Here is a 23,719-nt window from a genome sequence, read left to right as displayed (position 1 = left end):
AGACCGGCTGCGCACCATCCAGCCTACCTACTGGAGGCGGATGGGGTTCACGATGTCGGCGGTGACGGTCAGCAGGGTCACCGCGCCGCCGATGAACACCAGCACCATCGTGACCGCCGACAGTTTCGTGTAGTCGACCGGGCCGCCCGCGGCCTTGCCGAACAGCCGGCGGATCCAGTCGCGCACCCGCTCGTACCAGGTGACCGCGATGTGCCCGCCGTCGAGCGGCAGCAACGGCAGCAGGTTGAACACCCCGACGAAGAAGTTCAGGCTCGCCAGCAGGATCAGGAACAACGGCCACAACCCGGCCTCGACCGCCTCGCCGCCGATCCGGCTCGCGCCGACCACGCTGACCGGCGTGTTCGGGTCGCGTTCGCCACCGAAGATCGCCTGCACCACGGCCGGGATCCGCTGCGGGAACTCCAGCAGCCGCTCCCACGCGTTGACGAACATGTCACCGGTGAAGCCGGCCGCGCCACCGAACGCGGTCACCGGGTTGTAGGCGAACATGCCGGTGTTCGTGACGCCGATCGCCCCGACCTGCTGAGTGCCCTCCCCCGAAGTCTTGGGGCGGACCACCTTCGGCACGTCCACGGTCAGCGTGCGGGTCTGGCCGTCGCGTTCCACCTGGATCGGGACCGGGCCCGACGCCGACTGCACGGCGTCCACCATGTCACTCCAGGTGGGCGTCCGCTTGCCGCCGACCGCGAGAACCTTGTCCCCCGGCTGCAGACCGGCCTGCTTCGCGGGCGCCGGGTCACCGGGGCGGCAGACCGGGTTGTTGGCCTCCTGCACCGTGCTGCCGTCGCGCACGCAGTCGGACACGGCGGACACCACTGGGGTGCCGGCCACGTTGGGCAGGCCCATCGTGGCGGCCATCGCGTAGAGCACGATGAACCCGAGGATGAAGTGCGTCACCGACCCGGCCGAGAGCACCACCGTCCGCTTCCAGGTCTTGAACCGCCACATCGCCCGCGGCGCCTCTTCGGGTGTCACCTCATCGAGTGCGGTCATGCCGGCGATGTCGCAGAAACCGCCGAGCGGGATCCACTTCACCCCGTACTCGGTCTCTCCGCGGCGGAAGGAGAACACCTTCGGTCCGAAGCCGATGAAGTAGCGCCGGACCTTCATCCCGAAGGCCTTGGCGGTGAGCATGTGTCCCGCCTCATGCAACGCGACGGACACGCAGATGCCCAGCGCGAACAGCACGACTCCGAAAATGTAGGCGAGCACGCGCTACTTCCCTCCAGTCCTGGCGATCTCGGCGGCGCGGGCCCGGGCCCACTTCTCCGCGGCGAACACGTCTTCGATGTCCCGGGGTTCACGATGCCAGCCGGACGCCTCCCCGACCACTCGCTCAACAGTGTCCACGATGGACGTGAAGCCGATGTTCCCGGCCAGGAACGCGGCCACCAACTCCTCGTTGGCGGCGTTGAACACCGCGGGGAGGCAGCCACCGACCGTGCCGGCGTGACGGGCCAACTCGACCGCGGGGAACGCGGTGTCGTCCAGTGGCTCGAACGTCCATGCCGAAGCCTGGTCCCACCGGCATGACGGTGCGGCGCCCGGCACACGATCCGGCCAGTGCAGCGCCAGTGCGATGGGCAGCCGCATGTCCGGGGGGCTCGCCTGGGCGATCGTGGACCCGTCGGTGAACGTCACCATCGAGTGCACGATCGACTGCGGATGCACCACCACGTCGATCCGGTCGCACGGAACGTCGAACAGCAGCCGCGCCTCGATCAGTTCCAGCCCCTTGTTGATCAGGGTGGCCGAGTTGATCGTGACCAGGGGCCCCATGGACCAGGTGGGGTGCGCCAGCGCCTCCTCGACCGTCACCCCGGTCATCTGCTCGCGGGTCCGGCCGCGGAACGGGCCGCCGGAGGCGGTCAGCACGAGCCTGTCGACCTCTTCCGCGCGACCGCCCCGCAGTGCCTGCGCCAGTGCGGAATGCTCGGAATCCACGGGCACGAGCTGTCCCGGCTTCGCCGCCTTGAGCACCAGTGGGCCACCCGCGATGAGCGACTCCTTGTTGGCCAGCGCGAGCGTGGCCGATGTCTCCAGCGTCTTCAGGGTCGGCTGGAGACCTTGCGAGCCGGGCATGCCGTTCAGCACCACGTCGGCGGGTATCGCGTCGATCAACTCGGTCACCGAGCCGGCGCCCGCCAGGATCCGCGGCATCCGGAACTCACCGCGCGCGTACCCCCGGCGCTGCGCTTCGGCGTAGAGCGCGAGTTGTAGATCCTCGACGGCCGTAGCCTTGGTGACCGCGACCACCTCCACCTCGTGCGCGATGGCCTGGGCGGCCAGCGCACCGGGGTCGGAGCCGCCCGCGGCGATACCGGCGACGCGGAAGAGCGGACGGTTACGGGCGGCCACGTCGAGCGCCTGCGTGCCGATGGAACCTGTGGAACCGAGCACGAGCACGGTACGGGGTGCGTTCATCGCGGCTATTCTCTCGTGGGATCATCGGGACCGATGTGACGGGTGTCGACGAGGAGTGAACGTGGCTGGCAAGACGGTCCAGAAGCGGCAGCAACGCGAGGTCAAGAAGGTGGACCCGCGCGACGAGCCGTCGGCGGAGTGGGGCTGGCACGGCTCGTTCCCGAGGGCGACCAGGATCGCGGGCTGGATCACCGCGATCGTCATGTTCGTCATGATCTACAACAATCACGAGAACAACACCGAGAACGTCTGGCTGGTCGGCATCGGTCTCGCGATCATCATCCTCCTGCTGATCGACCTGCGCCGTCAGCGCACCGCCTGGCGCCGCTGAGTCTTCGGCTGTGTTTTAAAGCGCGCGATCGGATTTGGGTAGCCAGGCCGAGACCTGGAGGCGACCCTCACCATCGCGGGCAGGCGGCCCACCTCCCCAAATCCGAGGCCTTCGGCACCCGCGCGCCTCTCCTCGCTTCAAGCGAGAACGCGGACTTTGATACACGCGCTAGCCATCACCCCTCCGCGGCGAGCTGGCCACACGCCGCGGCGATCTCCTGGCCCCGGGTGTCCCGGACCGTGCAGGTCACGCCGCCCGCGTTGACCCTGCGCACGAACTCCCGTTCCACCGGCTTGGGGCTGGCGTCCCATTCACTGCCGGGGGTCGGGTTGAGCGGGATGACGTTGACGTGCACCAGCTGGTTGAGGTGTTTGCGCAGGCGCTTGGCCAGCAGGTCAGCCCGCCACGACTGGTCGTTGACATCACGGATGAGCGCGTACTCGATCGAGACCCGGCGGCCGCTGGTTTCGGCGTAGTACCTCGCCGCCTCCAGCACCTCGTCGACCGGCCACCGGTTGTTGACCGGCACCAGCGTGTCGCGCAACTCGTCGTCGGGGGTGTGCAGGGACACCGCGAGCCGCACCTGCATCCGCTCGTCCGCCAGTTTCCGGATCGCCGGCGCCAGCCCGACCGTGGACACCGTCACCGACCGCTGCGAGATGCCCAGCCCGTCCGGGGACGGATCGGTGATGCGGCGGACCGCGGCCACCACGCGCCGGTAGTTCGCCAGCGGTTCGCCCATCCCCATGAAGACGATGTTCGACAGGCGGCCCGCGGCCGGCTTGCCGTCGAAGCCGGGCAGCAACCCGTCCCGCATCACCGCGGCCGCCGCGCGGACCTGGTCGACGATTTCCGCCGTGGACAGGTTGCGTTCGAGACCGCCCTGCCCGGTGGCGCAGAACGGGCACGCCATGCCACACCCGGCCTGACTGGAGATGCAGAGCGTGGCCCGGTCGGGGTAGCGCATCAGCACGCTCTCCAGCAGGGTGCCGTCGTGGGCACGCCAGAGCGTCTTGCGGGTGCTGCCGCCGTCACAGCTCAGCGCACGGACCTCGGTCAGCAGAGGCGGCATCAGTCCGGCCACGAGCCGTTCACGCGACGCGGCCGGGATGTCGGTCATCGCGGCCGGATCGACGGTCAGCCGGGAGAAGTAGTGGTTGGACAACTGCTTGGCGCGAAAGGGTTTTTCGCCGAGTTCGGTGACCGCCGCCGCCCGTTCGGCGGCGGTGAGGTCGGCCAGGTGACGCGGTGGCAGTCCGCGCTTGGGCGCGTCGAAAACAAGGGGAAGAGCGGTCATAACACTTCAAGTGTCCCACGACCCCGGAGATGGTTCCTCAAGGCCACCAAGGCACCTTGAGGAACCACCCAGGGCCCCCACGCCTACGTTCTCGGCTTGCGGCCGAGCCGCTTTTCGACGTCGAGGACGTGCCCCGTGGTGGTGAGCACGGTGTCCGGGTTGAGGCTCATCGACGAGATACCCAGCTCCACCAGGAATTCGGCCATCTCCGGGTAGTCCGACGGCGCCTGCCCGCACAGTCCGGAGTGAATGCCGTTGCGGTGGCAGCCTTCGACCGCCAGCCGGATCATCTCCTTGACACCCTCGTCCCGCTCGTCGTAGTCGAAGGCGACGATGTCGCTGTCGCGGTCCACGCCGAGCGTGAGCTGGGTCAGGTCGTTGGAGCCGATCGAAAACCCGTCGAAAAGCTCGGCGAAGCGGTCGATCAGGATGACGTTGTTGGGGATTTCGCACATCGCGTAGACCTTGAGCCCGTTGTCACCACGCCGCAGGCCCAACTCGGCCATCCGGTCCAGAACCTGCCGAGCCTCCTCGACGCGCCGGACGAACGGCAGCATCAGGATGACGTTGGTGAGCCCCATCTCGTCGCGCACCCGTTTCATCGCCTGGCATTCCAGGACGAAACCCTCGGCGTAGGCGGGATGCGCGTACCGCGAGGCCCCCCGGAAACCGAGCATCGGATTGCTCTCGTCGGGCTCGAACGCCCGCCCTCCCACCAGACTCGCGTACTCGTTGGTCTTGAAGTCCGACATACGCACGACCACGGGTTTCGGCCAGAAGGCCGCCGCGATGGTGCCGATGCCCTCGGACAGCCGTTGCACGAAGAAACTCGCGCCATCGGGATATCCGCGCGTCATCCGCTCGATCGTGTCGCGGTCACCGGGATCGGTGACCTTCTCGGGATACAACAGGGCCAGCGGGTGTGCCCGGATCGACTCGCTGATGATGAACTCCATCCGCGCCAGCCCCACCCCGTCGTTGGGCAGGAAGGACGTACCGAAGGCGAGGTCGGGATTGCCCAGGTTGACCATGATCTCGGTCTCGGGGCGGGGCATGTCGCTCATCTCGGTGCGATCGGTGTGGAACGGGATCTCGCCCGCGTAGACCCGGCCACCGTCGCCCTCGGCGCAGGAGACCGTGACCGTTTCGCCGGTCCGGACCCGCGTCGTCGCGTCCCCGGTGCCCACCACCGCGGGAATGCCGAGTTCGCGGGCGATGATCGCGGCGTGGCAGGTGCGCCCGCCCCGGTTGGTCACGATCGCCCCCGCGGTCTTCATCACCGGTTCCCAGTCCGGCGTGGTGGTGTCGGCCACCAGGACCTCGCCGGCCTTGAACTCGTGGAGGCGGGTGAGGTCGTCCACGCGGCGCACGCGTCCGGTGGCGATCCTGGCGCCGACCGCACGGCCCTCGGCCAGGACTTCTCCCCGTCCATCGAGCACGTAACTCTCGAGTGTGGTGGCCGCGCGCTGGGAAACGACGGTCTCCGGGCGCGCCTGGACCAGGTAGAGCTTGCCGTCCACGCCGTCCTTGGCCCATTCCATGTCCATCGGGCGGCCGTAGTGTTCTTCGATCGCGCAGGCGTAGCCGGCGAGTTCGAGGACGTCCTCGTCGTTGATGCAGTAGTGGGCCCGATCCGCCTTCGGCGTCGGAATGTTGCGCGTGGTGTGTTTGGCCCCGCCCTCGGCCAAGACCATCTTGACCGCCTTGTCCCCGAGCAGGCGGCGCAGCACCGCGCGGTGTCCCTGGCCGAACGTCGGCTTGTGCACGTAGAACTCGTCGGGATCGACCGCGCCTTGGACCACGTTCTCCCCCAGGCCGTACGCACCGGTGATGAACACGACGTCGCGGAAGCCCGATTCGGTGTCCAGCGAGAACATCACGCCCGAGGCCGCCAGGTCGGAGCGCACCATCTTCATCACGCCGATCGACAGCGCCACCTTGAAGTGATCGAAGCCCTGGTCCACCCGGTAGTGAATGGCACGATCAGTGAACATGCTGGCGTAGCAGCGGCGGCAGGCGTCCAGGAGGTTCTGTTCGCCGCGGATGTTGAGAAAGGTCTCCTGCTGGCCGGCGAAACTGGCCGTCGGCAGGTCCTCGGCGGTGGCGGAACTCCGCACGGCGAGGCTCACCTCGTCGCCGTATTCCTCGCACAGGCGCCGGTAGCCGTCGAGGATCTCCGCCGCCAGATCGTCCGGAAGCCCGGCCCCGTAGACGATGTCGCGCGCCACCGACCCTCGCCGGTTCAGATCGGCGACGTCGTCGGGATCGAGGCCGTCGAGCGCGGAACGCAACGGCTCCCACGCTCCCGCCCGGTCGAGCATGTGGCGATAGCCGTCGGCGGTGACGGCGAACCCGTTGGGCACCAGGACTCCCTGTGCGGAGAGGTTCCGGTACATCTCGCCCAGTGAGGCGTTCTTACCGCCCACGGAGGGCACATCGTCAATGCCGAACTCCTGGAAGAAGCGGACGTAGGAGGACGCGGCCATCAGGACTCCAATCGCGGCGGGGTGGCTCGTGTCCACCCTCACGTGCCCGGCGATCGCCGTGTACGGCACTCGGTCCCCAACAACGGTGACTTGGTGCCTCACGACCGGAGGTTGCGAACCGAGCGTTCACGATATATCGTAAGCATGTCGGAACATGACGCTAAGACGAAGAAGGGGAAAGAAGATGAGGGATCATCACCACAGGCATGAACACGGGCCGGGGGTACACCACGCCTTCGGACCATGGGCTCGGGGCGGATTCGGCGATTTCGGGCCCTGGGGACCCGGCGGTCCGGGCGGACCACACCGCGGCCGGGGAGGACCGCGTGAGCACGGCGGAAGACGAGGCGGGCGGCGAGGCAGGCGCGGTGACGTCCGCGCGGCGATCCTCGCGCTGCTGGCCGAACAGCCGCGGCACGGCTACGAAATCCTGAGCGAGATCGCCGAGCGCAGTAGCGGGCTCTGGCGTCCCAGCCCCGGATCGGTCTACCCGACGCTGCAACTGCTGGCCGACGAAGGGCTGGTCATCAGCCGTGACGAGGGCGGCAAGAAACTGTTCGAACTCACCGAGTCCGGTCGCGCGGCCGCGGAGGCCCTGGACCAGACACCGCCGTGGGAGCAGATCGCGCTCGACGTCGACCCGTCGGATGTCAATCTGCGCAAGGCGGGCATGACGCTCATGGCCGCGGCGGTACAGGTGGCGCAGGCCGGCACGCCCGCGCAGAAGAAGCGAGCGGTCGAGGTGCTCAAGGAAGCGCGTCGTTCGCTTTACGGCATCCTCGGCGAAATCGACGACGACGAAGACGAGGACTGACCGGGGAGCACGATGCCGGTGGGCTTGGTCCGGACATGGATCCGGTACCCCACCGGCATCGTGTACCCGGTGGTCGTATCCGGATTGGTCCGCGCCACCTCCGCGACGGCTCGGGCGGCGACGCGGGCACTGAACTCGATCTTGAGCACGGCCTCGCACGCGGTGAGGTCGCCGAACCACCAGCGCGTCGTCACGCGTCGGCAGTGAAAGCCTTGGGCGGCAAAGAAATTCTCCACCGCGACGGGGTCGTAGTGCGGCAGGTCCGCGCGCATCCAGCCGCCGTAGGGACCGGTCGACGCGTCGAGGTCGACGATCGCCAGCGTCCCGCCCGGACGCAGCACCCGGTCCGCCTCACCCAGCCCCGGCTCGCATCCCGGGCCGAAGAAATACGCGGTGCGCGCGTGGACGAGATCCACGCTCCCGTCCGGCACCGGCAGCCGCTGCGCGGAACCGCGGCGCACCTCGACCCCGGTGAACCCCGCCATCCGCAGGCGAGCGCGCCGCACCAGTGGTTCGTGCGGCTCGACACCGAGCACCGACCTCGCGGTTCCGGCGAACCGGGGCAGATGAAATCCGTCACCGCACCCGACGTCCACCACGTCCCGGCCGGACCAGTCGCACTCTTCGGTCAGCACGCGCCAGATTTCCCCGTCCACGTCCTGCGCCTGGTTCTCCCGTTCGTAGACCTCCGGGTAGTACCAGATGTTCGGACTGGGCACGACTTCGCGACGGCCACCTCTCCACATTCCGCAAGGGTATTTGGCGCAGCCAAGAGGCCGTTCACGCCGTAGAATCATTCCCTCTGGGTGAGGGAGCGCGTATGGCCACCAGTATTCCCGCCACGTCGACGCTGCCTTCCGGCATGCCGTGCTGGGTGGAACTGGCCACCACCGACGAGACCGTGGCGCAGGAGTTCTACAGCAGGCTCTTCGGGTGGAGCTATCGGCTGCAGCGCGATCCCGCGACCCGCACCGGCCGGTACCTGATCGGCTCCCTGGGCAGGGCGGACGTCGGCGGCCTCTACCGCGCCGAAACGGGCTGGCCCAGTACCTGGACGATCAACCTCGCGGTCCAGAGCACCGTCAACGCCGCGGGCTGGGTGGAACATCTCGGCGGCGGAGTGACGCTGGGCCCGGTCCACCTCCACAACCGCGGCAGCATCCTGCACGCGGTCGAACCGAGCGGGACCCCGGTCGTGTTCTGGCAGCCACCGCCGACGTGGGACTTCGCCTCCGGCGTGCCGAACACCTTCTCGGCCGCCGACCTCAACACCCACGACGGCACGGCGGCGGACAATTTCTTTTGCCGTCTGTTCAATTACACGGCGATCCCGATCGGCGATGACCAGGGAATCGATTACATGGAATGGCGGCTCGACAACGAGCCCGTGCTGTACCGGTACGTGATGGGGCCGGAATACCCGCCCGACGCCCGTCCGCACTGGATGGTCTACTTCGAGGTCGACCCCGCCCGTGGGACCGACGCGGCCGCCGGGCACGCGCTCATGCTGGGAGGCAGTGTCGTCGTCGAACCGTACGACACCTCATGGGGCCGGATCGCCATCCTGGCCGACCCCACGGGCGCGATGTTCTCGGTCATCGACCACTCCGTGACCACAGAGGAGTGGGGCCGTGCCGAGGTCGACGACCCCTACGACGACTGACCCACCCGTCACCCACCACCACCCTCAACGGACACGCTCCGCGCGACAGCCACACCCAGCGTCACCCACCACCACCCTCAACGGACACGCTCCGCGCGACAGCCACACCCAGCGTCACCCACCACCACCCTCAACGGACACGCTCCGCGCGACAGCCAGGGTTTAGTGCACGAAAGCGGTCAGCAGCACCCACGAAACCACCGCTGACGGGAGCAGCGAGTCGAGGCGGTCCATCAGGCCGCCGTGGCCGGGCAGCAGCGTCCCCATGTCCTTGATGCCGAGGTCCCGTTTGATCAGCGACTCCACCAGGTCGCCGAGGGTCGCGGTGAGCACGATGGCGGCGCCGAAGATCGCGCCCTGCCAGACCTGTCCGTCGAGCAGCATGCTGACACTCAGCGCGCCCGCGACGACCCCCGCGACCATCGAGCCGGAGAAGCCTTCCCAGGTCTTCTTCGGACTGATCGACGGGGCCATCGGGTGACGGCCCTTCAGCACGCCCGCGACGTATCCGCCGGTGTCCGAAGCGACGACGCCGATCAGGAAGGCCAGGACACGGCCGACACCGTCCGCGGGCTGCACGAGCATCGCGGCGAAGGCGGCGAACAACGGCAGGTAGGCGGCGGCGAAAACCGAAGCGCTGACGTCCCGCAGATAGCCCTCGGCGCCACCGGGGAGCCGCCACAGCAGGCACACCAGCACGGTGACCGCGAACGCGACAAGGGCCCCTTCCCGGCCGAACGGCCAGGTCAGCCAGATCATCGCCTGACCACCGACGAGCACCGGGATCACCGTGATCCTGATCCCCGCGGCCCTGGTCAGTGCCCGCGAGAATTCCACGGTGCCGACCGCGATCGCGGCGCCGACCACGCCGATGAACACGTACCGCACGGTGAGCAGCGAAACCAGGACGGCCGCACCCAGTACCAGACCGACCGCGATGGCCGCGGGAAGGTTACGGCCGGCGCGCGAAACCTTCCCGGCCGACGTCTCCGGCCGGGCGTTCGCGTCCGCGTGTTGCCCAGTGCCGCTGTCGCCGGAACTCGCGCCGGATTCCCGTGCCTGACCGGTGGCTTCGGACGGCCCCTCCGGAGTCGCCTCGTGACGGTTCTCGTCACGGTCTTCCCGGCCGTCCGGGGACGGTGCCATGACCTTCCCCCGCTCTTCGCTCACCTGGACCATCAGACTTCGAGAAGCTCGGCTTCCTTGTGCTTGACGAGCTCGTCGACCTGGCCCACGTAGTTGTCGGTGAGGTGCTGCAGTTCCTTCTCCGCCCGCGCCACCTCGTCCTCGCCCGCTTCACCGTCCTTGGCGATGCGGTCGAGTTCCTCCTTGGCCTTGCGGCGGACACCGCGGATGTGCACCTTCGCGTCTTCGCCCTTGCCCTTGGCCATCTTGACCATCTCGCGGCGGCGCTCCTCGGTGAGCTGCGGAATGACGATCCGGATGATCGTGCCGTCATTGCTCGGGTTCACCCCGAGGTCGGACTCCCGGATGGCCTTCTCGATCGCGCCCAGCTGGCTCTGGTCGTACGGCTTGATGATCGCCATCCTGGCTTCGGGGATGTTGACGCCCGCCACCTGGTTCAGCGGCATGCTGGAGCCGTAGGCCTCCACCATGATCCTGGAGAACATCGACGGGTTGGCCCGGCCGGTCCGCACCGACGAAAGATCCTCCTTGGCGAAGGACACCGCCTTTTCCATTTTCTCCTCGGCGTCGAGGAGGGTCTCGTCGATCACGGCTACTCCCGATGTGTGTCGTCGTCCTACTGCGATCCCACCACCGGCCGGGCTTTCAGCCCACGGCGGGGGTACTGACCAATGTGCCGATCCTCTCACCACGCACCGCGCGGGCGATGTTCCCCTCGGTGAGCAGGTTGAACACGATGATCGGCATGTTGTTGTCCATGCACAGGCTGAACGCGGTGGCGTCGGCGACCTTCAGGCCTCGCTCCAGCACCTCGCGGTGGGTGATCTCGTCGAACATCTTGGCGCTCGAGTCGGTCTTCGGGTCGGCGGTGAACACTCCGTCGACCGCCTTGGCCATCAGCACGACCTCGCACCCGATCTCCAGCGCCCGCTGGGCGGCGGCCGTGTCGGTGGAGAAGTACGGCATGCCCACCCCCGCGGCGAAGATGACCACCCTGCCCTTCTCCAGATGCCGCTCGGCCCGCCGGGGAATGTAGGGCTCGGCGACCTGCCCCATGGTGATCGCGCTCTGCACGCGGGTCGGGACGCCCTCCTTCTCGAGGAAGTCCTGCAACGCCAGGCAGTTCATCACGGTACCGAGCATCGCCATGTAGTCGGCGCGATCACGGTCCATGCCCCGCTGAGAAAGTTCGGCCCCGCGGAAGTAGTTGCCACCACCGATGACCACCGCCAGCTGCACACCGGTACGGACGACCGCGGCGATCTGCACGGCGACCGAGTGGACGACATCGGGGTCGACACCGACCGCGCCGCCACCGAACATCTCTCCACCCAGCTTCAGCAGCGCCCGCCGGTAACCGATGCCGGCCCTGTCGTCGTTCATCCCCGCCTCCGCCCGTTGTTCGTTGTTCGTAATCGTGCCCCGTCCCCCGAGACTGCCGGGAAACGGGGCACGATTGGCGACGAACCGTCCGCTACTGCTGGCCCACCTCGAACCGGGCGAACCGCGTGACGGTCACGCCCGCGGCGTCGAGCAGTTGCTTGACGGTCTTCTTGTTGTCGGTCACCGAGGGCTGCTCGAGCAGGACGGTGTCCTTGTAGAAGGCGTTGACCTTGCCTTCGATGATCTTCGGCAGAGCCTGCTCCGGCTTGCCCTCGGCGCGCGCGGTCTCCTCGGCGATCCGCCGCTCGGCCTCGACCAGGTCCGTGGGGACCTCGTCGCGGCTGAGGTACTTCGGCTTGAGCGCCGCGATCTGCAGCGCCGCGCCGCGGGCCGCGTCGGCGTTGTCACCGGTGTACTCGACCAGCACACCGACCGCGGGCGGGAGGCCCGCGCCGCGACGGTGCAGGTAGGTCTCGACCTTGCCGTCGAAGGCCGCGACCCGGCGCAGGACCAGCTTCTCGCCGATCCGCGCGGACAGCTCCTGCACGGCCTCCGAGACCGGCTTGCCGGCCTCGAACTCCGCGGCAGCGAGCTTCTCGACGTCGTCGGTGCGGACGGTCTTCGCCACCGCCACGATCTTGTCGGCCAGCGCCTGGAACTGTTCGTTCTTGGCGACGAAGTCGGTCTCCGAGTTCAGCTCGACCAGCACGCCGCCGTCGCCGGCGACCAGGCCCTCGGCCGTGGCGCGCTCGGCGCGCTTGCCGACGTCCTTGGCACCCTTGATGCGGAGCAGCTCGACCGCCTTCTCGAAGTCGCCGCCCGACTCCTCCAGGGCCTTCTTGCAGTCCATCATGCCGGAGCCGGTGAGCTCGCGAAGCCGCTTCACGTCAGCCGCGGTGTAGTTCGCCATCGTGCTTTTTCCGTTCCCTTCGGAAGTTCGTGATCCGCGCCTTCCCGCCCGGCTGAGACGAAAAGGCGCGGTCAGGGGTTCAGGAGGAGGTGGTCTGCGCGGCTTCGCCGCCCTCGCTGCTGACCAGCAGGTCCTTCTCCCACTCGGCAAGCGGCTCACCGGCGGCCACGCCGGGCTCGGGCTTGTCCTGGCCCTCGGGCGCGGAGCCGTTACGGCCCGAGCGCGCCAGCAGGCCGGCCGCGGCGGCCTCGGCCACGACCTTGGTGAGCAGCGCGGCGGAGCGGATCGCGTCGTCGTTGCCCGGGATCGGGTAGTCGACCTCGTCCGGGTCGCAGTTGGTGTCGAGCACCGCGACGACGGGGATGTTCAGCTTCCGCGCCTCACCGACGGCGATGTGCTCCTTCTTGGTGTCCACGATCCACACCGCGCTCGGCACCTTCGCCATGTCTCGGATACCGCCGAGGGTCTTTTCCAGCTTCTCCTTCTCACGGGTGAGCGTGAGAACCTCGCGCTTGGTCAGGCCCTGGAAGCCGCCGGTCTGCTCCTGCGACTCGAGCTCCTTGAGACGCTGCAACCGCTTGTGCACCGTCTGGAAGTTGGTCAGCATCCCGCCCAGCCAGCGCTGGTTGACATACGGCATGCCCACGCGCTGCGCCTCGCTGGCGATCGCTTCCTGCGCCTGCTTCTTGGTGCCGACGAACATGATGGTCCCGCCGTGCGCGACGGTTTCCTTGATGAACTCGAACGCACGGTCGATGTAGGTCAGCGTCTGCTGCAGGTCGATGATGTAGATGCCATTGCGCTCGGTGAGGATGTAGCGCTTCATCTTCGGATTCCAGCGCCGGGTCTGGTGCCCGAAGTGCACACCGGAATCGAGCAGCTGCTTCATGGTGACGACGGCCATGGCCGGATCCGCACCTCTTCTGTGTATGAGCGCGCCGGGGAAAAATCCCGGCCCGCATGGTCGGTTTGCCGCCGCCGGCCGGGTGGCCGGCAGCCCTGGTGCCATGCCGGCGCCCGGACCCCGGTGAGCACGCCACCGAAGACCGCCGGGCGCCGTGCGTTCCGCCCATCCGGAGAAGCACTTCGGATGGGAAAACATGCACGTACACGCGAAGTCAGTCCGTTCACACAGACCGCGCAAACAGTGTACGCCGGAGCCTCGTGACCACCGGCCGGGGGCAAGCGGAATCGCACGGTTGTCCACAGCCGGTGCGAGTTGTCCACAGATTCACCGACCGCGCCCACCGCACCGGGGGAAGACGCCACCCTTGACCAATGATCATTCTCAGCAGGTTCCCGGCGGTGTTCGCCCTGGCCTTCCTTGTCGCCGTCCCGCTTCCGGCGTTCGCGCGGTCCGCCGACGCGGACCCGAGGTTTTCCTGGCCGCTGTCGCCCGATCCAGCCGTGGTGACGCCGTTCGACCAGCCCTCGAACGAGTACGGGCCCGGACATCGCGGCGTGGATCTCGCCGCGTCGGCCGGCCAACAGGTTCTGGCGGCCGGGCCGGGCGTGGTCGTCTTCGCCGGCAGCGTGGCCGGACAGGGCGTCGTATCGATCGACCACGACGGCGACCTCCACACGACTTACGAAGCGGTCACCCCGACGGTCACCACGGGCACGCAGGTGTACGGCGGCCAGCCGATCGGCCTGGCGAACGCCGGGCATCCGGGTTGCCCCGTGGCGGTATGCCTGCACTGGGGTGTGCGCCGCGGCGAGGAATACCTGAATCCGCTCGCCCTCATCCGCATGGTGTCGGTGATCCGCCTCAAACCCTGGGAGGGCACCTGAACCCGCACGCGGTGCGAAGGGATTCCGGCGCCGGCCTGCGCCCGGGGTGGCGCGTCTCCGAGAATCCGATCGTGCGGCTTTTGCGAACCTAGACCCCGGCTTGTTCGGTGAGACGGGCGCGCAGCCGGAGCACGGCGCGGGTGTGCAGCTGGCTGACGCGGGACTCGGTGACGCCCAGTACCTTGCCGATCTCGGCCAGGGTCAAGCTTTCGAAATAGTAGAGACTGACCACGATGCGGTCACGCTCGGTGAGCTGGGCGATGGCCTCGGCCAGTTGCCTGCGGTTGTCCCGGTCGACGAGGACGGCGACCGGGTCGACGGCGCCATCGTCCGGCAGCGTGTCGACCAGGGAGCCGCTGTCCTTGCCGGCCGCGATCAGATCTTCGAGCGCGGCGACGCTGGTGAGCCGGAGCTGGCGATAGAGGTCGCGCAATTCGGCGAGCGTGATGCCGAGCTCGTTCGCCACTTCGACGTCCGTCGGGGTGCGGTGCAACCGTGCGCCGAGTCTTTCCATGGCGCGCTCGGCCTCGCGGGCGCGGCTGCGCACGACCCGTGGCACCCAGTCCTGCGACCTGAGGTCGTCGAGGATCGCGCCGCGAATGCGCTGCATCGCGTAGGTCTCGAAACGCAGGCCGCGTTCGGGTTCGAACTTCTCGATGGCGTCGAGCAGCCCGAAGATCCCGGACTGCACCAGGTCACCCACGTCGACGTGGGTGGGCAGCCCGGTGCCAACCCGGCCGGCGACGTACTTGACGAGCGGGGCGTAGTGCAGCACCAACCGCTCTCGCAATCGCCGGCTGGGACGGGAGCGGAACTCCCGCCACAACGCCTGAATGCCGGCCTCCACATCGTTCGGCGCGTCGGCCCCGGACCGGCCGGCACTCGCGGGTACACCGCGGTCACCGTTCGGGGAGCCGTCCGAACGGGCGGTGTCGGTCAAGCTCAGGTCGGCTGTCACGCTTGGGACGCTCTCGGCGATGGGCTCAGTTCGGTCTCCGGGCTGGGACATGATCGGTCGGCTTGGGCCATCCTGCCTGGCCTCACCCTCGCTCATCGGGCACGCGGGTGAGCCTGGTCGTGGATCGCCTTCAGTCGCTCCACTGTCACGTGAGTGTAAAGCTGTGTCGTGGCAAGCGTAGCGTGACCGAGCAGTTCCTGAACGCTGCGAAGGTCCGCCCCTCCCTCCAAGAGGTGGGTGGCGGCCGTGTGGCGCAGGCCGTGGGGACCCATATCGGTGGTTCCGGGCACCGAACCGACTGCCTCGTGCACGATCCGGCGAACCGTCCGCGGGTCGAGCCTGCGGCCACGAATCCCGAGGAACAGCGCGTCGTGGTCGGCCTGCGGGGCCCGGTCGGCGATGACGGGCCTGCCGGCATCCACCCATTCGCGCAACGCCCGTTCCGCTGGTATTCCGAACGGCACGGTCCGCTCCTTGTCACCCTTCCCGATGACCCGTACCACCCGGCGGGCGAATTCCACGTCCTCGAGGTCCAAACCGCACAGCTCGGCGACCCGGACCCCGGTCGCGTACAACAGTTCGACGACCGCGCGGTCACGTAACGCCGTGGGCGCTTCTCCGGGCGCGTCCGAGGCTCCCGAGGCCAGGGCTTGCATGACCTCGCCCGCCTGGTCCGCACGCAGGACCTCGGGCAGGGGACGGTGCGCCTTCGGCGCGACCAGCCGTGCTCCGGGATCTTCTTGCAGGGCACCACTTCTGTGCGCCCACGCCGTGAACGTCCGTGCCGCGGCGGCCCGCCGGGCCAGCGTGGTCCGGCTCGCTCCGGCCGCCCGGAGATCGGCCAGCCAAGCCCGGAGCCGGACCACATCCAGGTCCCTCAGTGCCCGGCCGTCGTCCGTGCGAGGCGGATCCGCCCGCGCGCCCTGTCGTGCTCGCCCCTGGTCCGCGGCGTCCGCACCACCGGTCACCGCATCGGTGGTGGTCGCGGCTTCGTTCTTCACCCCATCGATCCGGTGAAGGAATCCCAGCAGCGAGACCACGTCGCCGACGTACGCGCGCACCGTGTGCTTGGACAGGCCTCGCTCCAAGCGAAGGTGACGCTCATAGTCGTCGACGAGCCTGGCCGCGGCACCCGGCAACGTCGCGCGCACCTGCCGGAGATCCACGCGGCGATCCCGATCGTTCGGTGACATGGTCTTCACGCTGAGCGAAACCGTGCCGATGGTCAAGCATCGCCACGCGAGCAAGGAGATATCGCCTCACCTCCCCTCTTTCCGGCGATCACGGGTTTCCTCCTGCCGGGCACGCCGGCGACCCGCCTGCCGCCACCCGCTCTCGCAGCGCTCGACGAATTCGTCCAACTCGAGTTCGGGAAGGAGACCGCGTACCCGACCCAGTGACACACCCGACTCCACGGCGACCCGCTCGGCGGACTTGCCTTCCCTTCGGTCGAGAGCCTCGTGCACGCGGAGGGCATCCGGGCCGAGCCGGTCCGTCGATCGCCGCGGCCTGGCCTTCTCGGGCAGCGGCACACCCAGCTTCCCGACGTTTTCGACGACGTCCTCGAGGGAGGTGACCAAGGTGGCCCGGTTCTCCTTCACCAGTTCGTGGCAACCGGTCGACATGGCCGACGTGATCGGGCCGGGCACCGCCATGACGACCTTGCCGAGGGCGCCCGCTGTGGTCGCGGTGTTCCGCGCCCCACTGCGGCGTCCGGCTTCCACGACGAGAGTGCCCTGGCTGAGCGCGGCGATCAGGCGGTTGCGGACGAGGAAGCGGTGCCTCGCCGGTGCGGTGCCCGGCGGATATTCGCTGAGCACCAGCCCACCCTTCTCGGTGATCTTGTTCAAGAGCACCACGTGCCCCGCGGGATAGCCCGCGTCGAGACCACATCCGAGAAGGGCCACCGTCACCCCGTCGGCCGCCAGCGCTCCCCGGTGGGCGGCGCCGTCGATCCCGTAGGCGGCGCCGGAAAACACCGAGAACTCCTGCCCGGCCAGGCCGTAGGCGATTTCACCGGCCACGTGCTCGCCGTATCCGGTCGCCGCGCGGGCACCCACGACCGCGACCGCGGCCTGGGTGCTCTCGTCCAACCGAGGTTCTCCCCGCGCCCAGAGGGCGATCGGCTGAGCCACGCCCGGCACACCGCGGCAGGTCGCCAGGTCGAGGCACAACAGGGGCCAGGCGGGCCATTCGTCGTCCTCCGGGATGACCAGCCGCGCACCCAGCCGCTCCCCCGCAGCCAAATCTTCCTCCGCGCGGTCGAAGTCGCGCCGTGCTTCCGTTTCATCGCGTACGCGCTCCGGACAGTCACCCGACCGCACCGCCGCGGCCGCCGCGACAGGTCCATGCCGTCCGACGAAAGCACTCAGTGCCGCGGCCGGCGGCTCGGCGACCCGGAGCAGGTACGCCCGGGCTAGGCGCTCCCGGGTCGCCGTGCTCCTCGCCGGCGCCCCCGTCATGCCGCCCACCGATCGCGGAAGTCGAGTGCGGCGGCTACGTGATCACCTTCCGGCCGTGCCACCTCGGCCAGGTCAGCCAACGTCCAGGCGATTCTCAGACAGCGATCCGCCCCGCGTGCGGTGAGCAAGCCCCGGTCGAGACCGCGGTCGAGCAGGCCCGTCACCTTGGGCGGCAACGCGAACTCACGCCGTAGCACGGGACCCGGGACCTCCGCGTTGGTCCGCCACCCGTGCGCGGCCCACCGCTCGGCGGCCCGGGTACGGGCCGCGAGCACACGGTCGCGGACGACCTCGGTGGTTTCCGGTTTGTCGAACCCTCGACTGCTCATGGCGGTGATCGGCCGCATTCGCACCCGGAGATCCACACGGTCCAGTAGCGGGCCGGAGAGCCTGTTCAAGTAGCGCCGGCGCGCATTCGGCGAGCAAGTGCAATCGGTCTCGCGAGGTGGGGCGCAGGGACACGGATTCGTCGCCAGTACCAACTGGAAGCGCGCCGGGTAGCACACCGAGCCCTTGGCTCTGGCGAGCCGGATTTCGCCTTCCTCCAGGGCAGTCCGCAGGGATTCCAGCCGGTCGGCACCGAACTCACATGCCTCGTCCAGCAGCAGCACCCCTCGATGAGCCCGCGTGATCAAGCCCGGCACCGCCACCCCGCTGCCGCCACCGACCAGAGCCGCCATCGACACCGAGTGGTGCGGCGCGACGAACGGAGGGACCGTGATCAGCGGTGCTTTCCGGGACAGCGAACCGTGCACCGAGTGCACGGCGGTGACCTCCAACGACTCTTCCGCGGACAGGCGGGGCAGCAGTCCGGGCAACCGCTTGGCAAGCATCGTCTTCCCCACCCCAGGTGGCCCGGACAGGAGCAGGTGATGCCCACCCGCGGCGGCGACTTCGAGCGCCCACCGGGCCTCCGGCTGGCCCAGAACATCGCAAAGATCCGGAACGTCGGCGGGCACGGTCTCGTCGGGCGGCTCGGGCGCGGCCAGCGCATCCTCGCCTTCCAGCCAGGCCAGGACATCACGGAGCCGGGCGGCACCGTGGACCTCCAGTCCGTCGACCAGTGCCGCTTCGAACAACGAAGCGGCCGGGACGATCGCGCGCTTCATCCCGGCCTTCCGCGCGGCGAGGAGCCCGGGCAGCACACCGCGGATCTCCCGCACCCGGCCGTCCAGAGCGAGTTCACCGAGGAGCACCGTGCCGAGAAGGCGAGTCGACGGCACGTTGCCGGCGGCCGTCAGGACGGCGACCGCTATGGCCAGGTCGTAACCGGAGCCGAGCTTCGGCAGGTTCGCCGGAGACAGGCCCAGCGTCACCTTCTCCCCTGGCCACTGCCGGCCGGAGTTACGCACCGCCGAGCGCACCCTGTCCTTGGCTTCGCGCAACCCCGCGTCGGGAAGACCGACAAGCTTGACGGCGGGCAGGCCACCGCCGATGTCGGCCTCGATCTCGATCAACCGGCCGTCGATGCCCAGCAACGCGACCGACCAGGCGCGTCCGATCGGCATCAGAACACGCCTTCGATGTGCTTCAGCCGGACTTCACCGTCGCGCTCCAGGCACACCGTGATCACATCGAAGCGGATACGGCACCAGCCCACCCGGTGCGTGCTCAACCATTGACCGGTGAGCCGCCTGATGCGGGCCATCTTGTCCGCCGTGACCGCCTCGGCCGGCTCGCCGAACCTGGTCCCCGAACGGGTCTTGACCTCACAGACCACGAGCGTCTGACCATCCGTGGCGACGATGTCCAGCTCGCCTTCACGACATCGCCAGTTCTTCGCCAGGATGACGAACCCGATCTTCGCCAGGTGCCGGGCGGCGAGGTCCTCGCCCTTCCGGCCCAACCGGAGATGCGGTGCGTTCGGTCCGGGCGGCACGCGCCGCACGAGTTTCGCCACACTGCTCACCACTGCCACCCCCACGGGAGTCGAATTGTTGTCCGGCTCCGACGCTGCCAGGTGCGGCAGGAGGGAAACCAGGACGAATTCGCCCACCTGTGGACAACCCACGCGGTGTGGATAAACAGGGCGTTTCAGGCGGTGGTCGCGGAAAACTGTCGGTGCTGCCTGCTAGGGCGCGACCCATAAGCCCCAGGGAAAGAGAGCAAGGGATGTTTACTACGGATGTTCCGTAGTAAACATCCCTTGCTCGCGTTCAGAAGGGCGGGTCAGGTGGAGAAGGGGCCGTCTTCGGGGAGGCGGAGGTCGGGTTTTTCCAGCTCCTCGACGTTGACGTCCTTGAAGGTGATGACGCGCACGTTCTTCACGAACCGGGCGGGACGGTACATGTCCCACACCCAGGCGTCGGACATCCGCACCTCGAAGTACACCTCGCCACTACCGTCGCGGACCTGCACGTCCACCGCGTTGGCCAGGTAGAACCGCCGCTCGGTCTCCACAACGTACGAAAACTGGCTGACGATGTCCCGGTACTCCCGGTACAGCGACAGCTCCATCTCGGTCTCGTACTTCTCGAGATCCTCTGCGCTCATGGAATCGGCGCCCCTCCCTGCGAGCTCGACCCGTATCCGACGGCGGAACCCTCATTCTGACTCAAGGCGCCGTCCAGGGCACGTAACGGCGCGCTTGTCCGGCCGAGTGCCGCCACGGTCAGCGTCACCCGGTGTGGCGGCGTGCGACCGTGGGCGGCCGCAGCGGTCGCCACGTTGGTGTAGGACCACCGATGAACCGCACTCGGGCCGTGTTCGGCGAGTGCCGCCCCGTGCTCGGCGGTGGTGTATCCCTTGTGCACGTCGAACCCGTACACCGGGTGTTCGTCGTGCAGGTCGGCCATGATGCGGTCCCTGGTCACCTTGGCCAGCACCGAGGCGGCGGCCACGCACGCCACCGCCCGGTCACCCTTGATGACGGGCACGCTCGGGGCCGGCAGGCCGGGAACACGGAACCCGTCCGTGAGCACGTAGCCGGGGCAGACCCGGAGCGCCGCGACGGCGCGCCGCATCCCCTCGATGTTGGTCACGTGAATCCCCAGCGCGTCCACCTCGTCCGGAGGCACCACGATGATCGAGTAGTCCAGTGCCCTGGCCAGTATCCGCTCGTACACCCGTTCGCGCGCCAAAGGCGTGAGCAGCTTCGAATCGTCGAGTTCGGCCAGCCGGGCACCATCACCGGGCCGTAACACGCAGGCGGCAATCACGAGAGGACCGGCGCAGGCTCCGCGGCCTGCCTCGTCGACCCCGGCCACCGGGCCGAGGCCACGGCGGTCGAGGGCGGACTGCAGACCCCACGACGTCTCTCCCCGGATGACCGCCCGGGGTGGCCGGAGTGCCGAAGTGCTACGCACTCGTCTATCGCTTTCGCTTGACCGCCCCGCGGACGCCGGCACCGAGCCGGCGGCTGAGCGCCAGGGCCGGCCACGCGGCGACCGCGCCGAAACCGAGCGGAACGCCTTGCTCCCAGCTCTGGGCACTCGCGGAGGCCACCTTCGCCGACTGCGGGTTGGTGTCGCTGACCCCGCCCCACCTGCTCGGCGGCAGCACGATGATCCTCGCCTTGCCGATGATGTCGACCACCGGCACGGCACCGCGCAGGCCGCCGCCGCCCTGGCAACGCGAGTCACAGGAGTTGTTGCGGTTGTCACCCATCACCCAGACGTCACCCTGCGGCACCTTGACGGGGTCGAAGGTGTCCTGTTCCGGCCGGGACGGGTCTTCCCAGTGGATGTAGGGCTCGTTCAGCGGCTTGCCGTCGACCACGACCCGGTTCTGATCGCAGCACTGCACGGTCTGACCACCGACCGCGATGATCCGCTTGACGAAGTCACGTTCGTCCGGCGGCGCCAGCCCGAACACGGACCCGACGCTCTGGAGGAACCGCACGAGGCCGTTGCCGGACTGCTGCGGGAGCGCGTCGTTTTCGACCCACGTCTCGGGCCCCTTGAACACCACCACGTCGCCCGGGCCCGGATCGGTGAAGTCGAAGGTGATCTTGTCGACGAGCACCTTGTCGCCGTAACAGCCGGTGCAGCCGTGCAGCGTGGTCTCCATCGACCCGGACGGGATCGTGTAGACCCGTGCGAAGAATTGCTGGAAGACGAAAGCGAGCACCAGCGCGACGACTATCAGGATCGGAAGTTCGACCCAGAAGGACCGCTGTTTCTTCGGCTTGTAGTGCCGCCGCTTTTTTCCGTTTCTTCCGGCTCTGGTATTCCAGTCCGGACGACCACGTTCCGGCTCGTCCTCAGGTGCGCTGCGGGGCACGGGTTTTACCACGATGCCAGGCTACCGGGAGCCCGGTCAGGATGCGGTCGGGGCTTCGCGGCGTTCCTTGATCTTCGCCGCCTTACCGCGAAGCTCGCGCAGGTAGTAAAGCTTCGCCCGGCGCACGTCACCGCGCTTGAAGACCTCGATCTTGGCGATGTTGGGCGTGTGCACCGGGAAGGTGCGCTCGACGCCGACACCGAAGGAAACCTTGCGGACGGTGAAGGTCTCGCGGATTCCGCCGCCCTGGCGGCGGATCACCACACCCTGGAAGATCTGGTTCCGCTCGCGGTTTCCTTCGATAACGCGAACGTGCACCTTCAGTGTGTCACCCGGGCGGAAGTTCGGGATATCGGAACGCAGCGACTGAGCGTCCAAGGCGTCCAGGGTGTTCATCGGTGGTCGTCCTCGTCCTTCTATGTCTGGTATTCCGGGCGCCCACCTGCTCGAAGGGCAATCGTCCGGAGGCTCAAAGGCGGGCGCGCACCGTTGTCGCCGCGCGCCAACTGGTCAAGTATTGCAGACGCGGTCCGGGCCGGATCACCCGGCCCGCCGCCCCTCTTCCCGCGCCCGGTCGAGCACGGCGCGGTCGCGGGAGTCGAGGCTGTCTTCGGGCAACCGCTCCAGCAGGTCCGGCCGGCGCCGCAGAGTCCGTTCCAGCGCCTGGTCACGGCGCCACCGGTCGATGAGCGCATGGTTGCCCGACCGCAGCACCTCGGGCACGGCGAGATCGCGCCACACCTCCGGGCGGGTGTAGCTCGGGCCCTCCAGCAGCCCGTCGGAGAAGGAATCCTGCTCCGCCGAGACCGGATTGCCCAGCACGCCCGGCAGTAGCCGGACGGTGGCCTCGACGATCACCAGTACCGCGGCTTCGCCGCCGACCAGCACGTAGTCACCGATGGACACCTCGTCGACCGGCATCCGGCGGGCGGCGTCCTCGATCACCCGCTGGTCGATGCCCTCATAACGCCCGCAGGCGAACACCAGGTGCTCTTCGGCGGCGTAGGCACGGGCCATGGCCTGGGTGAACGGCCTGCCGGCCGGGGTCGGGACGATCAGGCGGGTGCCCTCGTCACAGACGGCATCCAGCGCGTCGCCCCACACCTGCGGCTTCATCACCATGCCCGGGCCACCACCGTAGGGCGCGTCGTCGACGGCGCGGTGCACGTCGTGCGTCCAGTCGCGCAGGTCGTGCACGTCCACCTGGATCAGCCCACGCTCGATCGCCCGGCCGAGCAGCGCGGCCCTGAGCGGGGCCAGGTACTCCGGAAAGATGGTGACGACGTCGATGCGCATCAGACGTCCAGCAGTCCTTCCGGCGGGTCCAGCACCACGCGTCCGCCCGCGATGTCCACCACCGGCACGATCTCGCGGACGAACGGCACCAGAACCGTCCGGCCCTCGTGGTCGACCGAGAGCAGTTCACCACCCGGCGAGTGCACGACCTCCAGGACCGTCCCGGCCGGCTTGCCGTCGGTGAACTCGGCGTGCAGACCTTCGAGCTGGTGATCGTAGAACTCGTCCGGGTCCTGGATGGGCGGAAGATCCTCCGTGTCGGCCAGCAGCAGGGCTCCGCGCATCTCGTCCGCGGCCTCGCGCGTGGCCACCTGATCGAAGGTCACCAGCAGGCGCCCGCCGTGCGGGCGCACGGCGGCGACGGTGAACTGGCCGGTACTGCCGTCCCGACGGCGCCAGGTCAGCGCCGCGCCCTCGTGGAAACGCTCTTCGGGCGAATCGGTACGGAGCTCCACCGCCAGTTCACCGCGGACACCATGCGCCTTGGCGACGCGACCGACCACGACCTCCACGGCG

25 protein-coding genes are annotated in these 23,719 nt (G+C 68.6%); 4 read left to right on the top strand and 21 right to left on the bottom strand.

The genetic code is table 11. The annotated features are described in order from the left end of the window. Positions 1–27: 27 nt before the first annotated feature. A complete protein-coding gene (locus tag ACFSXZ_RS34010; protein ID WP_378269875.1) occupies positions 28–1,233 on the bottom strand; it encodes a M50 family metallopeptidase in 1,206 nt (401 codons plus the stop codon). A 3-nt stretch (positions 1,234–1,236) separates the two neighbouring features. Continuing rightward, the gene (gene dxr, locus ACFSXZ_RS34005; protein ID WP_378269873.1) at positions 1,237–2,445 is read right to left on the bottom strand and encodes a 1-deoxy-D-xylulose-5-phosphate reductoisomerase; all 1,209 of its coding nucleotides are present in this window, start codon (positions 2,443–2,445) and stop codon (positions 1,237–1,239) included. Between the two features lie 61 nt (positions 2,446–2,506). Here dxr and ACFSXZ_RS34000 point away from each other — a divergent pair, with 61 nt between their 5' ends. Beyond that, a complete protein-coding gene (locus ACFSXZ_RS34000) occupies positions 2,507–2,776 on the top strand; it encodes a DUF2631 domain-containing protein (protein ID WP_378269872.1) in 270 nt (89 codons plus the stop codon). Positions 2,777–2,951: 175 nt separating this feature from the next. On the opposite strand, the gene rlmN is transcribed toward ACFSXZ_RS34000, so the two are convergent. Both rlmN and ppsA read right to left on the bottom strand, forming a co-directional pair. Continuing rightward, positions 2,952–4,073, bottom strand: coding sequence for a 23S rRNA (adenine(2503)-C(2))-methyltransferase RlmN (rlmN, locus tag ACFSXZ_RS33995; RefSeq protein WP_378269870.1), 1,122 nt, complete (start codon positions 4,071–4,073; stop codon positions 2,952–2,954). 83 nt (positions 4,074–4,156) lie between these two features. After that, a complete protein-coding gene (ppsA, locus tag ACFSXZ_RS33990) occupies positions 4,157–6,661 on the bottom strand; it encodes a phosphoenolpyruvate synthase (protein ID WP_378269868.1) in 2,505 nt (834 codons plus the stop codon). A gap of 82 nt (positions 6,662–6,743) precedes the next feature. Between ppsA and ACFSXZ_RS33985 the strand changes: the two genes are divergently transcribed. Further along, positions 6,744–7,373, top strand: coding sequence for a PadR family transcriptional regulator (locus ACFSXZ_RS33985; protein WP_378269866.1), 630 nt, complete (start codon positions 6,744–6,746; stop codon positions 7,371–7,373). Here the strand turns inward: ACFSXZ_RS33985 and ACFSXZ_RS33980 are convergent. Beyond that, complete coding sequence (locus ACFSXZ_RS33980; RefSeq protein WP_378269864.1) at positions 7,328–8,119, bottom strand: class I SAM-dependent methyltransferase; 792 nt, start codon at positions 8,117–8,119, stop codon at positions 7,328–7,330. The two genes, ACFSXZ_RS33985 and ACFSXZ_RS33980, sit on opposite strands and share 46 nt — an antisense overlap. A gap of 74 nt (positions 8,120–8,193) precedes the next feature. On the opposite strand from ACFSXZ_RS33980, the gene ACFSXZ_RS33975 reads away from it, so the two are divergent. Next, the gene (locus tag ACFSXZ_RS33975; protein ID WP_378269863.1) at positions 8,194–9,036 is read left to right on the top strand and encodes a VOC family protein; all 843 of its coding nucleotides are present in this window, start codon (positions 8,194–8,196) and stop codon (positions 9,034–9,036) included. A gap of 162 nt (positions 9,037–9,198) precedes the next feature. On the opposite strand, the gene ACFSXZ_RS33970 is transcribed toward ACFSXZ_RS33975, so the two are convergent. From ACFSXZ_RS33970 to rpsB, 5 genes are all read right to left on the bottom strand, one after another. Next, positions 9,199–10,206, bottom strand: coding sequence for a phosphatidate cytidylyltransferase (locus ACFSXZ_RS33970; protein WP_378269861.1), 1,008 nt, complete (start codon positions 10,204–10,206; stop codon positions 9,199–9,201). An 8-nt stretch (positions 10,207–10,214) separates the two neighbouring features. Further along, positions 10,215–10,772: a ribosome recycling factor gene (frr, locus tag ACFSXZ_RS33965; protein ID WP_378269859.1), complete on the bottom strand. Its 558-nt coding sequence runs from the start codon at positions 10,770–10,772 to the stop codon at positions 10,215–10,217. A 55-nt stretch (positions 10,773–10,827) separates the two neighbouring features. Next, positions 10,828–11,565, bottom strand: a complete 738-nt coding sequence (gene pyrH / locus ACFSXZ_RS33960) for a UMP kinase (RefSeq protein WP_378269858.1) — start codon at positions 11,563–11,565, stop codon at positions 10,828–10,830. 91 nt (positions 11,566–11,656) lie between these two features. After that, entirely contained in the window at positions 11,657–12,475 is an 819-nt protein-coding gene (gene tsf, locus ACFSXZ_RS33955; protein WP_378269857.1) for a translation elongation factor Ts, read from the bottom strand. A 79-nt stretch (positions 12,476–12,554) separates the two neighbouring features. Beyond that, positions 12,555–13,379 (bottom strand): 30S ribosomal protein S2, encoded by an 825-nt coding sequence (gene rpsB / locus ACFSXZ_RS33950; protein WP_378269856.1) that lies wholly within the window; start codon positions 13,377–13,379, stop codon positions 12,555–12,557. A gap of 374 nt (positions 13,380–13,753) precedes the next feature. Here rpsB and ACFSXZ_RS33945 point away from each other — a divergent pair, with 374 nt between their 5' ends. After that, entirely contained in the window at positions 13,754–14,266 is a 513-nt protein-coding gene (locus tag ACFSXZ_RS33945; RefSeq protein WP_378269854.1) for a murein hydrolase activator EnvC family protein, read from the top strand. A gap of 88 nt (positions 14,267–14,354) precedes the next feature. On the opposite strand, the gene ACFSXZ_RS33940 is transcribed toward ACFSXZ_RS33945, so the two are convergent. The 11 genes from ACFSXZ_RS33940 to rimM all read right to left on the bottom strand — a co-directional run bounded on the left by ACFSXZ_RS33940 (position 14,355) and on the right by rimM (position 23,715). Next, complete coding sequence (locus ACFSXZ_RS33940) at positions 14,355–15,224, bottom strand: FliA/WhiG family RNA polymerase sigma factor (protein ID WP_378269853.1); 870 nt, start codon at positions 15,222–15,224, stop codon at positions 14,355–14,357. A 92-nt stretch (positions 15,225–15,316) separates the two neighbouring features. Continuing rightward, on the bottom strand, positions 15,317–16,417 hold the full coding sequence (locus ACFSXZ_RS33935) for a tyrosine recombinase XerC (RefSeq protein ID WP_378269852.1): 1,101 nt from the start codon (positions 16,415–16,417) through the stop codon (positions 15,317–15,319). A gap of 66 nt (positions 16,418–16,483) precedes the next feature. Next, complete coding sequence (gene dprA, locus ACFSXZ_RS33930) at positions 16,484–17,686, bottom strand: DNA-processing protein DprA (protein ID WP_378269850.1); 1,203 nt, start codon at positions 17,684–17,686, stop codon at positions 16,484–16,486. Then, positions 17,683–19,194 carry a YifB family Mg chelatase-like AAA ATPase gene (locus tag ACFSXZ_RS33925; protein WP_378269849.1) on the bottom strand — a complete coding sequence of 504 codons (1,512 nt, stop codon included), beginning with the start codon at positions 19,192–19,194 and terminating at the stop codon, positions 17,683–17,685. Before ACFSXZ_RS33925 ends, dprA begins: the two co-directional genes overlap by 4 nt. Beyond that, positions 19,194–19,565: a YraN family protein gene (locus tag ACFSXZ_RS33920; RefSeq protein WP_378270095.1), complete on the bottom strand. Its 372-nt coding sequence runs from the start codon at positions 19,563–19,565 to the stop codon at positions 19,194–19,196. Before ACFSXZ_RS33920 ends, ACFSXZ_RS33925 begins: the two co-directional genes overlap by 1 nt. 290 nt (positions 19,566–19,855) lie before the next feature. Beyond that, positions 19,856–20,179 carry a DUF2469 domain-containing protein gene (locus ACFSXZ_RS33915; RefSeq protein WP_378269847.1) on the bottom strand — a complete coding sequence of 108 codons (324 nt, stop codon included), beginning with the start codon at positions 20,177–20,179 and terminating at the stop codon, positions 19,856–19,858. Further along, positions 20,176–20,991, bottom strand: coding sequence for a ribonuclease HII (locus tag ACFSXZ_RS33910; RefSeq protein WP_378269846.1), 816 nt, complete (start codon positions 20,989–20,991; stop codon positions 20,176–20,178). Before ACFSXZ_RS33910 ends, ACFSXZ_RS33915 begins: the two co-directional genes overlap by 4 nt. Before the next feature lie 4 nt (positions 20,992–20,995). Then, entirely contained in the window at positions 20,996–21,919 is a 924-nt protein-coding gene (lepB, locus tag ACFSXZ_RS33905; protein ID WP_378269844.1) for a signal peptidase I, read from the bottom strand. 24 nt (positions 21,920–21,943) lie between these two features. Next, on the bottom strand, positions 21,944–22,303 hold the full coding sequence (rplS, locus tag ACFSXZ_RS33900) for a 50S ribosomal protein L19 (RefSeq protein ID WP_378269843.1): 360 nt from the start codon (positions 22,301–22,303) through the stop codon (positions 21,944–21,946). A 144-nt stretch (positions 22,304–22,447) separates the two neighbouring features. Then, positions 22,448–23,203, bottom strand: coding sequence for a tRNA (guanosine(37)-N1)-methyltransferase TrmD (trmD, locus tag ACFSXZ_RS33895; RefSeq protein WP_378269841.1), 756 nt, complete (start codon positions 23,201–23,203; stop codon positions 22,448–22,450). Next, positions 23,203–23,715, bottom strand: a complete 513-nt coding sequence (gene rimM / locus ACFSXZ_RS33890; protein WP_378269839.1) for a ribosome maturation factor RimM — start codon at positions 23,713–23,715, stop codon at positions 23,203–23,205. The genes trmD and rimM overlap by 1 nt, the downstream gene beginning before the upstream one ends. Positions 23,716–23,719: the final 4 nt, after the last annotated feature.

It is taken from the genome of Amycolatopsis pigmentata, assembly GCF_042684065.1.
Classification (GTDB): Bacteria; Actinomycetota; Actinomycetes; order Mycobacteriales; family Pseudonocardiaceae; genus Amycolatopsis_E; species Amycolatopsis_E pigmentata.
Note: the sequence above shows the minus strand (reverse complement) of the source record. Positions and strands in the feature narration are given on the sequence as shown.